The sequence below is a fragment of the Actinacidiphila sp. bgisy167 genome (genome assembly GCF_057707665.1).
Genome location: NZ_JBYIQP010000122.1, coordinates 1 through 13403 on the forward strand (window position 1 = coordinate 1; position 13403 = coordinate 13403).

A 13403-nucleotide genomic window follows, 5' to 3' on the forward strand; every position below is an offset into this window, starting at 1 on the left:
GTAGGTGAAGGTGATGCCGTTGCTGGTGCCGCCGGGTGTGGTGACGGTGACCGGGACGGTGCCCGCGCCGGCGGGGGCGACCGCGGTGATCTGGTTCGGTGAGACCACGGTGAACGAGGTCGCCGGTGTGGCACCGAACCTGACCGCTGTGGCGCCGCCGAGGCCCGTGCCGGTGAGGGTGACGGTGGTGCCGCCGGTGCTCGGGCCCTGGCTCGGCGAGAGGGCGAAAAGCGACGGCTGCGTCGTGTAGGTGTAGGTGACGGCGTTGCTGGTGCCGCTGGGCGTGAGGACGGTGACGCCGACGGTGCCTGTGCCGGCGGGGGCGAACGCGGTGATCTGGGTCGCCGAGTTGACGGTGTACCCCAGAGCGTTGGTGGCGCCGAACCTGACCGCGGTGGCTCCGGTGAGGTTGCTGCCGGTCAGAACGACGGTGTTGCTGCCCGCCTGAGGCCCGGCGCTGGGGACGGCCGAGGTGAGGACGGGTGTGGCGGCCACGGCGGTCGGCTGTGCCGCTACCGCCGGGGGTGCTGTGTCTTTCACGGGATCTCCGTACGTGTCGGACCGGCCCGAAGGCCGGTCGTTGTCCTTGCGCGGGGCCCGCACGAGCCGGCGTGTCCCGTCCCGTCCGGTCGACGTCCGGTCGACGCGGCGGTCCGGGCCGGCTCGTGGGGCGTCCGGGCGCTAACCCGGGGATGCTGAGACGGGATCAGATGCCAGGACCGGCGACGTAGGTGAACCCGCCCACCGCGGTGGCGCTTCCTCCGTCGGTGGTCACGATGACGTCGACGGCGCCGACGGCGCCGGGAGGAGTGACCGCCGAGACCGTGCTGCTGTTGATCACCGTGAAGGGCGCCGGATTGCCGTCGAAGGTGACCGAGGAGGTGCTGGTGAGCTCGGTGCCGGTGAGGGTGACCACGGTGCCGCCGGTGGTCGGGCCCTGGTTGGGCACGACGGTCAGCAGCGTGGGGGTGTCGAAGTAGGTGTACGAGAGCCCGTTGTTGGTGCCGCCGGCGGTGGTGACGCTGACGCTGACCGAGCCGGGCGCAACGCCTGCCGGCACGACGACCGTGATCTGCCCGTCGGACACGATGGTCGGCACGGCGGCGTTGCCGCCGAACGAGACGCTGCTCGCGGTGGACAGGCCGATGCCGTTGATGGTGACGACGTCTCCGCCCGCGAGCGGCCCACTGGTCGGACTGAGAGTCTGCTTGAACGGCGCCCCGACGTAGAAGAAGGAGAGCGGATTGCTCGTTCCGCCCGGCGTGGTGACGGTGACATCGACCACCCCGTTCCCGGCGGGGGAGATGACGGTGACACTCGTGGGCGTGTTGCCGGTGATGGTCGCGTTGCGCGTGCCGAAGCGTACGGCGGAGGCGTTCGAGAGGTTGACGCCGGTGATGGTGACCACGGTGCCGCCGCCACTGGACCCCTGATTCGGGCTGATGGGCATGTCGGATTCCTTTCGCTCGGAATGCGTTGCATCGCCGAGCAGTGCTGTGGGCTTTCGGTTCGCACACGAACCTGGTGGTGCGAGTCAGCTCTCGTGTCCACTGGCCGGGTGGTGAGCCGACGGCCCTCGCATGCGCGATCGCTCGAGCGCTGGGGCCTGTCGGGGAGAACGGCCTGTCCGGTGTCGTACGCCTGAGACAGGGACTCGCCCACGTCCGTCTGCACAATCGAATGCCGCTGGTACGGACACTCGAAGTAATCCAGAAGGGTGATTGAACGACAAGGATTCCGTCTGGAAATCGTCCGTTCAGGTGAGCGCCAGGGCGTGAAAGGCGGCGCGAGATCGGCGTATTTACGATTTACGATGGGATTCTTATATGCCGATCGATCGAAGAGGCCGTCAGCGAGCGCTGTGAGCCGGTGCGTCGGGCTCCGGCCGCCCCTCGCGGAGGTCGCCCAGGAGTCCGGCCGCCCGCGGTGTCGAGGTCAGACCGCGACCCGATCCGGCGAGCACGCCTCCATCAGATGCGCCGCGGTGTCCGGGGCGAAGAGCGCGGCCGCGGCGGGGGAGGGGGCACGGCGGGAGCGGCGGGGCCGGGTGAGGCCGTCCAGGACGTCGATCAGCGTCCACGGGTCGGGGGCGAAGCGGGTCAGCCCGAGCGCGGCCATCTGGTGCGCTCCTGCCTTTCCGTGGCCCGGGATGGGGCGGTAGCCGACGACGGGCAGTCCCATGGCCAGCGCCTCGAGAGCGGTCTGCCCGGCGGCGTTGTCCACCAGGGCGTCCGCCGCGCTCATCAGTCCGGGCATGTCCCGTTCCCAGCCCAGCGCGAGCGTCCCGGGGACCCGGGAGAGCCGGGCGCGCAACCGCTGGTTCCGACCGCACAGCGCCACGGGCAGGAAACCGGCCCGTGCCAGCAGGAACGCCGTGTCCGCCAGGTGCGAGCCGGCTCCCCAGGCGCCCGCGGAGAGCAGCACGGCCGGCCGGTCCGGCGCCCGGGTTCGGAACACCCGGTGCCAGCGCCCGTCGTCCGGGGCCGGCGCCAGGAAGCGGGACGCCACCAGGGGGCCGGTCGCCTCGGCCGGGCGTCCGGTGGCCTCGCGCACCCGTCGGGCGGCGTCCTGCGTGAGGCAGCAGTACAGGTCGTTGCCGGGGTGCAGCCACTGGCTGTGCACGTCGAAGTCCGTGACCACGACAGCGCTGCGCACCGGCAGTGTTCCACGCGCCCGCATCCCGCCGGTGAGCTGCGCCGCCAGATGGAACACCGGGACGACCAGCCCCGGCCGCTCGCGCCGGACGAGTTCCGCCAGCCCGCGCTCGGCGAGCGCGGCGAGTCCGCCGGGGCCGGGCGTGCGGCGCGCGCCGCCCGGGCGCAGGAACGCCGCGTAGATGCCCGCGTAGAGCAGCGGGGCGTGCAGGACGGTCGTGCGGTAGAAACCGCGCAGCGCCGAGCCGACGTGGGCCGGAAGGAGATCGAGGACGTCGGCCCGGTGGGTCTGCCCGCCGAGGGCGGTGAGCCGTGCGACGAGTTCGCCGGCGACCGCGTCATGGCCGGCGCCCATGGCGGCGCTGAGCACGAGGAAACGCCGGGGCGCGCGGGCCGTTCGGCCGGTGTCCGTCACCGCCGCACCCCGTTCCGCCGCGGCGGGACGGGCAGGGCTGCTGCGAGCACATCCGGCACGTGATCACCTCGTACACCAGGGGCGGACTACTCGGGTCTAACCGATTTGGCCCGCCTTGAAACGAACCGTCCGCATGCTGTCCCCACGCGTCCGCACCCCGTTCGGGCCGCTTCCGGGCGTCCCGCGCCGCCCTCGGGGGCGGGTCGCCCGCAGAGCCGGTCCGGCGATCGGGCGGTTTACTGAGACCGGAGGGGGACGAGCCCCGGGAGCCGCACCGGCCATCCCGGGCGGCAGCTGCGGCGGCAGGGACAGAAAGCGATGCCATGACCTCTCACCCTCCCCAAGCGGTCTCCGGCGGCAAGGCGGTACACGGCGAGCCCGTGCGCGGCCCCGCGGACCCGGCCGGCGGACCGGCACCGGTCGCGCTGGTCACCGGCGCGTCCTCGGGCATCGGCGCCGCGATCGCCGACCGGCTCGCCGCCGACGGATGGCGGTTGCTGGTCAGCGGACGCGACCCGGAACGCCTGCGGGCCGTCGCGGAGCGCACCTCCGGGACCGCGCTCCCGGCCGACCTGGGGGACCTCGAGGGCGCCGGCGGCCTGATGCGCGACGCCGCGCTCGTGACGGGCGGCCGGGTCGACCTGCTGGTCGCCGGGGCGGGCGTCGGCTGGGCGGGCCCCTTCGCCTCGACACCGCACGGCGTCATCGAACGGATCTTCATGGTGGACGTCGTCTCGGCGATGGAACTGGTGCGCCGGGTGCTGCCGGACATGCTGGCCCGGCGCAGCGGCCACATCGTGCTGATCGGCTCCTTCGCGGGCAGTGTCGGCGTCCGTGAGGAGGCCGTCTACTCCGCGGCCAAGGCGGCGCTGGGAACCTTCGCCGACTCGCTCCGCTACGAGCTGGCGGGCAGCGGGGTGCGGCTCACCCACGTGGTCCCCGGCGTCGTCGACACGCCGTTCTTCGCGACGCGCGGCGTGGCCTACACCCGCTCCCGGCCCCGCCCGCTGCCGGTCGAGCGGGTCGCCAAGGTCGTGACGGACGCGATCCGCCGCGGACGGGACGAGGTGTACGTGCCCCGCTGGCTGCGCATCCCGGTCGCCGTGCGCGGCGTCATGCCGTGGGTCTACCGGCGCCTCGCGGGCAAGTACGGATGACGCGGTGGCCGTACTGACCGTCGTCCTGGCGCTGCTGGCGGCCCTCGCCAACGGCGCGGCCTCGGCGCTGCAGCGGCGCGCGGCCCTGCAGCAGGAGGAGCAGGAGGGGGACGTCCACGGTGTACGCGGGCGGCTGCTGCGCCTGCTGACGCTCGTCCGGCGCCCGTTCTGGGTGGCCGGGATGTCGGCGCTCGCCGTCTCCGGGATCCTGCAGGCCAGTGCCCTGGCGGTGGGGCAACTGTCCGTGGTGCAGCCGCTGATGGCCACCGAGCTGCTGTTCACCCTGATGGCCGGAAGCCTCGCGTTCTCCCGGCGGCCCGACGCCGGCACCTGGGTGTGGTTCCTCGCGCTGGCCGGCGGACTGGCCCTGTTCCTCGGCGCGGCGACCCCGTCCGGCGGCCTGGCGGAGGCTGTTCCGGGAGGCTGGCTGCGGGCCGGTGTGCCGCTCGCGCTGCTGGTGCTCGTGCTGTGGCTGGTCGGACGGGCGCTGAAGGACGGCGCGCGGGCCTGCGTCCTGGGCTGCGCCACGGCCGCCTGCTTCGCCTGCACCGCGGCCCTGATCAAGGACGTCACGGGGCGTTTCCCGGACGGCCTGTCCCGGGTGTTCGCCTCCTGGCAGCTGTACGCGCTGGGCGCCGTCGGGCTGCTCAGCGTACTGGTGCTCCAGGTCACCCTGCGGGCCGGCAGCCTCGCGGCGTCGCAGCCGGCGATGACCATCGGCGACGCGGTGGTCAGCGTGGCGCTGGGCTGGGTGCTCTTCGAGGAGCGGATCGAGCTCGGGGCGCACATCGTGCCCGAGGCGGCCGGCGTCGCCCTGATGGCCGTCGGCGCCGTCGGGCTGTCGCGCTCTCCCGCCGTGGCCGGCGGCTGGGACGTGCCGCGGGGGCACCGCCGCGGCACGTCCGACGACCGGCCCCGAACCGTCCGCGGGGGGCCGGGATGAGGGGCGGCCGCGAGCTCCGGCGGGCCGCGCTCGCGGGCGGCGTCCTGGCGGCCGGCCACGTCGTCCCGGCCGCGACCTGGCTCCCGGGCCTGCGCCGCCGGGCCTTCCCCGCCCTGGCCGGCCTCGGGCGGCCCGACCATGTGGCCCTCACCTTCGACGACGGGCCCGACCCGGTCTCCACCCCGCGCTTCCTGGACGCCCTGGACGAACTCGGCGTCCGGGCCACCTTCTTCGTCCTGGGCGCACAAGTGGAGGCGCACCCCCGGATCGTGCGCGATGCCGTCCGGCGCGGCCACGAGATCGCCGTCCACGGTTGGACGCATGACCGCCCCTGGCTGCCCGAGCCCGCGCGCGAGCGGGCCGGCCTGGCCCGTGCCGTACGGGTGGTCCGCGACACCTGCGGCGTCGCGCCGCTCTGGTACCGCCCCCCGTACGGCATCCTCACCGGCGGCCGCTGGGCGGCGGCGGGCTACGCCGGCCTCACGCCGGTGCTGTGGAGCGCCTGGGGCCGCGACTGGACCTCCCGCGCCACCGCGGAGTCGGTGCTGGAGACGCTGCGGCCCGATCTGCGCGCGGGCGCCACCGTCCTGCTCCACGACAGCGACCACGCCGGCGCCGCGGGGTGCTGGCGCGCGACCCTCGCGGCGCTGCCCGCCCTCACCGCCGTGTGCCGGGACGCCGGCCTGAGGGTCGGCACCCTGGCGGAGCACGGGATCGGCCCGGGCCGATCCCGTACTCCGTCGCGGTCCGTTTGACGGTCGGACGGACCCGATGGAGACTCGAAAGATAGGTGCTCGATACATGTCACGCAGCGTGGCAATCGCGCCGCGGATCCTGCTGGAGCCGACCCGAGCCGACCCCCGAGCCGACCCGACCCGACCCGGTCCGTGACGCGGCGGAAGACGGTCGGGCACAGCCGGAACCGGAGGCATGGCATGTGCGGAATCGCCGGATGGATCTCGTTCCGCAGGGACCTGGGGAACGAGCGGGCCGCAGTCGACGCGATGACCGAGACGATGGCCTGCCGCGGGCCGGACGACCGCGGCACCTGGGTGGACGGGCCGGCGGCGCTGGGACACCGCAGGCTCGCCATCATCGACCTGGCGGGCGGCCGGCAGCCGATGAGCGCCGAGGCGCCCGAGGGCGGCACGGTCGCGATGGTGTACTCGGGCGAGGTCTACAACTTCACCGAACTGCGCGAGGAACTGACCGCGCGCGGCCACCGTTTCACCACCACCTCGGACACCGAAGTGGTGCTGCGCGGTTACCTGGAATGGGGGGAGGCCGTCGCCGAACGACTCAACGGCATGTACGCCTTCGCCCTCTGGGACAGCCGCGAGCAGAAGCTGGTGATGATCCGCGACCGGATGGGGATCAAGCCGTTCTACTACTTCCCGACCGACGACGGCGTGCTGTTCGGGTCCGAGCCCAAGGCCATCCTGGCCAATCCGCTCGTCTCCCGCCGGGTCACGCTGGACGGGCTGAGGGAGCTCTTCGCCTTCGTCAAGACACCCGGTCACGCGATCTGGGACGGCATGCGCGAGGTCGAGCCCGGCACGGTGGTCACCGTCGGGCGCGGCGGCATCCGTACCCACGTCTACTGGTCGCTGCGGACCGAGCCGCACACCGACGACAAGGAGACGACGATCGCCCGGGTACGGGAGCTGCTCGAGGACATCGTGCGCCGCCAGCTCGTCGCCGACGTGCCGCTGTGCACCCTGCTCTCCGGCGGTCTGGACTCCTCGGCGATGACGGCGCTCGCGGCGCGGCAGCTCGGTGAACAGGGCGAGAAGGTGCGCAGCTTCGCGGTCGACTTCGCCGGCCAGACCGAGCACTTCGTCCCCGACGCCGTACGCGCGACACCCGACACCCCGTTCGTGCACGACGTCGCCGAGCTCTGCGGAACCGAGCACCGGGACATCGTCCTCGACTCCCGCGAGCTCGCCGACCCCGAGGTGCGGGCCCGGGTGATCGGCGCCCGTGACATCCCGGCCGGGTTCGGCGACTTGGACTCCTCGCTCTACCTGCTGTTCAAAGCCATCCGGCAGCAATCCACCGTCGCCCTCTCGGGCGAGTCCGCGGACGAGGTCTTCGGCGGCTACCGCCAGTTCTTCGACGAGGACGCGCGCCGGGCCGACACCTTCCCCTGGCTGGTGCGGTTCACGGGCTCGTTCGGCGACGAGGGCAGTTTCCTCGCCGAGACTGTGGCCAAGGCCCTGGACCTGCCGGGCTACGTCCGCGACAGCTACCGCGACGCGGTCGCCGGCGTCGACCGCCTCGACGGCGAGAGTGACTTCGAGTACCGGATGCGGGTCATCAGCCACCTCCACCTCACCCGCTTCGTGCGCGTCCTCCTCGACCGCAAGGACAGGGCGAGCATGGCCAACGGGCTGGAGGTCAGGGTCCCGTTCTGCGACCACCGCCTGGTCCAGTACGTCTACAACGCCCCCTGGTCGCTGAAGTCCTTCGACGGCCGGGAGAAGAGCCTGCTGCGTGAGGCCACCGCCGACCTGCTGCCCCCGTCGGTCTACGACCGGGTCAAGAGCCCCTACCCCTCCACCCAGGACCCGAAGTACCTCCTCGCGCTCCAGGAGAACGCCAGGAACCTGCTGGCCAAGCCCGCACATCCGGTGTTCGACCTGGTCAGCCGGTCGTGGCTGGAGGACGCGGTCAGGCCCGGCGCATCGGACGGCGCCCGTACCGCCCGATTCGGCCTGGAACGCGTCCTCGACCTGGCGCTGTGGACGGACCTGTACGCGCCCACCCTCGAACTCGCCTGACCCGGCGCAGGGGCGCCGGAGCACGAGGGAGCGGATCCGGAGGGAGAGCGATGCCGGAGGTCGGCGAGGACGACGCCCTGGAGTTCGTGGTGGCCCTGCACCGCCTGGTCCGGCTGCTGCGCCGGGCGCGCCCCGAACCGGGCATGCGGCCGACGCAGCTCATCGTCCTCGCCGCGCTGCACCAGTACGGCCCCTCGCGCGTCGGCGCCCTCGCCGAACTGGCCGCGTGCACCCAGCCCACGGTCACCGCGGCGGTGCGGCAGCTGGAGGCGGCGCGGCTGGTCCGCCGCGAGCCCGACCCGGCCGACGGACGCGCCACCCGGGTGGCCCTGACCGCGCAGGGCAGGTCGGAACTCGTCAGGACGGCCCGCGCCGAGGCCGAAGCACTCGTCCTGCGCCTCGCCACCCTGCCTCCCGAGGACGTGCGCAGGGTCCTCGAGACGGGGCGGCTGCTGAGGCACCTCACCGACGGCGACTGACACCCCGGCACCACGGGCCGGGACACGGCCGGCCGACGACCGCAGGTGAGGGCCCGGCGACCTGGAGTACGCTCCCCGCGAACGCGCCCTCGCGGCGGGCGGGCCCCGCCGCTGCCCACGACGCGACGGGGAGGAGGCACCGTGACCGGTACGGACGCCCGCCGGCGCGCCGACGCGCTCCGCAACCGGGAGCACATCCTGCGGGTGGCCCAGGACGCCTTCGCCGAATCAGGGACGGCCTCGCTCAACACCATCGCCAAACGGGCCGGCGTGGGCGCGGGCACGCTCTACCGGCACTTCCCGACCCGCGAGGACCTCGTTCTGGCCGTCTACCGGCACGATGTCCAGCGTCTGGCCGACTCCGTGGGCGACATGCTGGCCGTGTACCCCCCGATGGAGGCGTTCCGCGCCTGGTTCGCGGCGCTCGCGGACTGCGTTCGCGGCCGGGAGGGGCTGGGTGAGGCCCTGCAGGGCGCGGCGGCCCGGGAGTCAGCCGTCCACGAGGCATGTGTCCCCGTGGTCGGCGCCGTCGGCACGCTGTTGCGTGCCTGCGAGGCGGAGGGCAGTGTCCGTGCGGGGCTGGCCCCGTTGGACGTGCTGCTGTTGATGGGTTTCCTCTGGCGTGTCGGCGGCGACGCCCCCGGCCGGGCCCGCGGCGACCGTGTCACCGACCTCGTGGTCGACGGCCTGCGTCCGGCACGGTGAGCGCGGGGCGGCCCGGAGCCGGACGGGCGGACGCGCCCGCGGTGCTCAGACCTCGTCCGGCGTGTCCTCGGGGAACCGCACCGTGCGCAACTGCCGCCGTCCGGAGATCCCGAGCTTGGCGAAGACGTTGCCGAGGTGCCACTCCACCGTGCGCGGGCTGATGAACAACTTGGCGCCGATCTCGCAGTTGGTGTGCCCCTCCCGGGCGAGGGCCGCGATCTGGGCCTCCTGGCCGGTCAGCCGGTCCGCGGTGGCGGGCGTCCTCTTGCGTACGGTCTCCCCTGTCGCCAGCAGTTCGCGCCGGGCGCGCCCGGCGAAGCCGTCCGCCCTGATCGCGTTGAACGCCTCATGGGCGGCGCGCAGTCGGGCGCGCGCCTCCTGCCGGCGGTTGCGGCGGCGCAGCCACTCGCCGTACAGCAGGCGGGCGCGGGCCAGATGGACGGCGACGCGGCAGCGGCCGAGGCGGTCGACGGCCTCCCGGTAGAGCGCGTCGGCGGCGTCGTCGCCGCTCAGCAGCGCGCGGGCACAGGCCTCTACGCCCAGCGCCCACTGGGTGCCGCACGCGCGGGTGCGTTCGGTGAGCCGTTCCAGCGCGGTGGCGGCCGCCTCCGGCCGGCCGCCGCGGGCAGCCGCCTCGACTAGCTCGAACAGCGTCCACCCCAGGAAGCCCAGGTCCTCGTACCGGCACGCGCGCGCCGCCGCCTCCAGCGCGGCGTCGTAGCGGCCGAGTCCGTTGTAGAGCACGGCGGTCGCGTACTCGGCGAGGCTGAGAGCGCGTCCTTCGCCGCGGTCGCCCACCTCCCGGATGTGGTGCTCGATCAGCTCCAGGGCCCGGGACTCCTGCCCCCGCCAGGCGGCGAGCAGCAGCGGGGTGTACATCATCGGCGCGCTGCCGGTGGCCTGCGAGATCGCGGTCGCCTCGTCGATCAGGGCCTGCGCGGTGCCGAACTCTCCGGCGTGCACGTGGAAGCAGGCCTCGTAGCTGAGCGCCATCGGGAGGGCGGCCAGCGCGCCCCCCGCCCGGGCGACGCGCACCGCGCCGGACGCCAGTTCGTGCCATGCGTCGTCGTCCCAGAGCTCCAGTGCGAGGGGCTCGGGCGTCACCGGGCAGGCCAGCCACAACCAGAGCCGGTCGTCGTCCGCGCCGGGGGCGCCGGAGCGCAGTTCCCCGCGGACGCGGCCGAGCGCGTCCCTGAGGGCGTCCACGCTCGCAGTGAAGCCGTCGAGGACCAGAGCGGCCACGCTGTCCAGGAGCACGTCGACCGTCCGCGCTACGGGGGGCGCGGGTACCGCGCGGGCCTCCTGCGCCACCTCGCGCAGCCCCGGCCCCGCGCTGAGTCCGCCGGCGAAGACCGCTGCTCCGACCGCCTCCAGGAGGGTCTCGCGGGCGAGGGCGGTGTCGAGCGGCGCCATCCGGTGCGCCGCGTCGAGCAGGAGCAGCGGCGCGACGTTGCCGCGCACCTGCGCGAATTCCAGGCGGGCCCGCAGCCGCTCCAGCCGGGCCCGCTCGAGCTCGCCGAGCGGGCCGGCCTCGGCGGTCGCCAGCAGGGCGCGGGCCCGGTCCACCCCGCCGGCGTCGATCGCGGCCTGGGCGGCAGCCACCGCGCGGCCGGCGCGCCGCGCGGGATCGGGGGTGAGCTCGGCCGCCTGGCGCAGGAACGCGGCAGCGGCGGCGGCGCCGCCCCGGCCCTGCGCCCGGCACGCCGAACGTTCCAGATCGGCGGCGACGCCCTCGTCGGGCCGCGTGGCGGCGTGGGCGCGGTGCCATGCCCGGCGGTCGGGATCCAGGCCGGGGTCGGTGGCCTCGGCCAGCGCGTGGTGCGCCGCCCGGCGCTCCGGCGCCGAGCTCCGCTGGTAGACGGCCGAGCGTGCCAGGGGATGGGGAAAGCGCACCGTTGCGCCGAACGCGACCAGGTCCGAGGCCTCCGCCGCGGCAGCGGCCTCGGCGGGTATCCCCTGTGCCGCGGCGGCCCGCCACAGCAGTTCCGCGTCGCCGGTCGGCTCGGCCGCCGCGGTCACCAGCAGCCTGCGGCTCTCCCGCGGCAGCGACAGGAACCGCTGGTGGAAGGCACTCTCCACATGGCCTGCTGCCGGACGCCGGCCGGGGAGCCAGAAGCCGCCCGCGAGCTCGGACGGGGTGAGGGTGCTCGGCAGATGCAGCAGGACCATGGGGTTGCCGTGGGCCTCGGCGACGATCCGGTCCCGCACCGGCGGGTCGAGCGGCACGCGGACCGCCGAGTCCAGCAGGGCGCGCGCGTCGGGCTCGTTGAGGCCCTCGACGGCCAGCGCGGGAAGTCCGGCCAGACCCAGGTCGCCGTCGGGCTCGCGTACGGCCAGGACCAGAGCCACCGGTTCGGCCATCAGCCGTCTGGCGACGAAAGCCAGCACCTGCCGGGATCCGGCGTCGAGCCACTGCGCGTCGTCGACGAAACAGGCCAGCGGCCGTTCCTCCGCCGCGCCCGCCAGCAGGCTCAGTGCGGCCAGAGCCACCAGGAACCGGTTGGGCGCCGCGCCCTCGCGCAGCCCGAACGCGACGGCGAGCGCGTCCCGCTGCGGTCCGGGGAGCCCGTCGAGCCGGTCCAGCAGGGGCGAGCACAGCTGGTGGAGACTGGCGAACGGCAGCTCCATCTCCGCCTCGACGCCCGCGATGGCCGCGGTGCGGAAACCGGTGGCCCGGGCCGCCGCGTGGTCGAGGAGCGCGGTCTTGCCGATCCCCGGCTCGCCGCGGACGACCAGCACCGCGCTGCTGCCGGACCGCGCCGTCGAGAGCACGCGTTCCAGCGCGGCCAGCTCCCGTTCCCGGCCTCGCAGCCCGAGCCGTGCGTCGATGGCGGGCACGCCCATGGTCGATCTTCCTGATCACCTGTGTGACGTGGCCATTTTATTCCTTTCGCGCCTTATGGGTGAGTGAGCGGTTGGGGGTGAGGCCGTCGTGCGTCGAGGGCGTCCGCCGTGTCCCGGGGTGCGGACCCGGGGTGTCCCGGGACGATCCCCGGGGTTCTCCCTGGGGCGATGCCCGCCCGCTTCGGGCGATTTTGGGGGAGCCGGCGACGCAGGGTCGCCGCACACGACGAGGAGACACAGATGTCCTTGACTCCGCAGAACACGGAGATCCGTCCGTTCACGTTCGAATTCTCCGACGCGGAACTCGCTGACCTGCGCGCACGCATCGAGGCGACGCGCTTCCCCGAGAAGGAGACCGTCGGCGACCAGTCGCAGGGCACCCAGCTCGCCACCATCAAGGAGCTCGCCCGCTACTGGGCGGAGGAGTACGACTGGTGCAAGGTCGAGGCGAGGCTCAAGGCGCTGCCGCACTACATCACCGAGATCGACGGGTTGGACATCCACTTCATCCACGTGCGGTCGAAGCACGAGGACGCGCTGCCGGTGATCGTGACGCACGGCTGGCCGGGCTCGGTCATCGAGCAGCTGAAGATCGTGGAGCCGCTCACCGACCCCACGGCCCACGGTGGTGACGCCTCCGACGCCTTCCACGTGGTGATCCCCTCGATGCCGGGCTACGGCTTCTCCGGCAAGCCCACGGCGAAGGGCTGGGGCCCGGAACGCATAGCCGCCGCCTGGGGCGAGCTGATGAAGCGCCTGGGCTACACGCGGTACGTCGCCCAGGGCGGCGACTGGGGCGCGGTCGTCACGGACCTCATGGGCGTGCAGGAGCCCGAGGGTCTGGTCGGAATCCACACCAACATGCCCAAGGTGATCCCGCCCGCCATCGAGGAGGCGATCGTGGCCGGCAACCCGCTGCCGTCCGACGTCGTCCTCGCCAACGACGAGGAGAAGGCCGCGGTCGAGCAGCTCGACTTCGTGTACCGGCACGTGTACTACGCGTACATCATGGGCTCGCGCCCGCAGTCGCTGACGGCCCTCGCGGACTCCCCGGTGGGTCTGGCGGCGTTCATGCTCGACCACGACAAGGCCAGCCTGGAGCTGATCACCCGCTCCTTCGACGGCGTGAGCGAGGGCCTGTCCCGCGACGACGTCCTGGACAACATCACCTTGTTCTGGCTGACGAACACCGCGATCTCCGCGGCGCGCCTGTACGGGGAGAACACCTCCCCGTTCTTCGGCGCCAAGGGCGTCAAGCTGCCCGTCGCGGTCAGCGTCTTCCCTGACGAGCTGTACCAGGCGCCCAGGAGCTGGGCCGAGCAGGCCTACCCGAACCTCGTCCACTACAACCGGCTTCCCAAGGGCGGGCACTTCGCCGCCTGGGAGCAGCCGGAGCTGTTCGTCGGCGAGGTGCGGGCGGGCTTCC

Annotated in this window: 11 protein-coding genes; 7 read left to right on the top strand and 4 right to left on the bottom strand. The window is 73.7% G+C overall.

Annotation, left to right across the window (positions count from 1 at the left end):
- The 3 genes from AC3ET4_RS28900 to AC3ET4_RS28910 form a co-directional block, all read right to left on the bottom strand.
- Positions 1-540 (bottom strand): IPT/TIG domain-containing protein (locus tag AC3ET4_RS28900; protein WP_431954588.1); only part of this gene is annotated, 540 nt, incomplete at its 3' end.
- A gap of 166 nt (positions 541-706) precedes the next feature.
- Entirely contained in the window at positions 707-1450 is a 744-nt protein-coding gene (locus AC3ET4_RS28905; RefSeq protein ID WP_431954590.1) for an IPT/TIG domain-containing protein, read from the bottom strand.
- Positions 1451-1935: 485 nt separating this feature from the next.
- A complete protein-coding gene (locus AC3ET4_RS28910; RefSeq protein WP_431954592.1) occupies positions 1936-3069 on the bottom strand; it encodes an MGDG synthase family glycosyltransferase in 1134 nt (377 codons plus the stop codon).
- 323 nt (positions 3070-3392) lie between these two features.
- Between AC3ET4_RS28910 and AC3ET4_RS28915 the strand changes: the two genes are divergently transcribed.
- The 6 genes from AC3ET4_RS28915 to AC3ET4_RS28940 all read left to right on the top strand — a co-directional run bounded on the left by AC3ET4_RS28915 (position 3393) and on the right by AC3ET4_RS28940 (position 9133).
- Entirely contained in the window at positions 3393-4226 is an 834-nt protein-coding gene (locus tag AC3ET4_RS28915; RefSeq protein WP_431954594.1) for an SDR family NAD(P)-dependent oxidoreductase, read from the top strand.
- Positions 4227-4230: 4 nt separating this feature from the next.
- Entirely contained in the window at positions 4231-5169 is a 939-nt protein-coding gene (locus tag AC3ET4_RS28920) for a DMT family transporter (RefSeq protein WP_431954596.1), read from the top strand.
- Positions 5166-5924, top strand: coding sequence for a polysaccharide deacetylase family protein (locus AC3ET4_RS28925; RefSeq protein WP_431954598.1), 759 nt, complete (start codon positions 5166-5168; stop codon positions 5922-5924). Before AC3ET4_RS28920 ends, AC3ET4_RS28925 begins: the two co-directional genes overlap by 4 nt.
- A gap of 180 nt (positions 5925-6104) precedes the next feature.
- Positions 6105-7949 (top strand): asparagine synthase (glutamine-hydrolyzing), encoded by a 1845-nt coding sequence (gene asnB / locus AC3ET4_RS28930; protein WP_431954600.1) that lies wholly within the window; start codon positions 6105-6107, stop codon positions 7947-7949.
- A 50-nt stretch (positions 7950-7999) separates the two neighbouring features.
- Positions 8000-8428 (top strand): MarR family winged helix-turn-helix transcriptional regulator, encoded by a 429-nt coding sequence (locus AC3ET4_RS28935; RefSeq protein ID WP_431954602.1) that lies wholly within the window; start codon positions 8000-8002, stop codon positions 8426-8428.
- Between the two features lie 141 nt (positions 8429-8569).
- Positions 8570-9133 (top strand): TetR/AcrR family transcriptional regulator, encoded by a 564-nt coding sequence (locus AC3ET4_RS28940; RefSeq protein WP_431954604.1) that lies wholly within the window; start codon positions 8570-8572, stop codon positions 9131-9133.
- Positions 9134-9178: 45 nt separating this feature from the next.
- Here AC3ET4_RS28940 and AC3ET4_RS28945 read toward each other — a convergent pair whose 3' ends face one another.
- Positions 9179-11977, bottom strand: coding sequence for a helix-turn-helix transcriptional regulator (locus AC3ET4_RS28945; RefSeq protein WP_431954606.1), 2799 nt, complete (start codon positions 11975-11977; stop codon positions 9179-9181).
- 240 nt (positions 11978-12217) lie between these two features.
- Between AC3ET4_RS28945 and AC3ET4_RS28950 the strand changes: the two genes are divergently transcribed.
- Positions 12218-13403 (top strand): epoxide hydrolase family protein (locus AC3ET4_RS28950; protein ID WP_431954608.1); only part of this gene is annotated, 1186 nt, incomplete at its 3' end.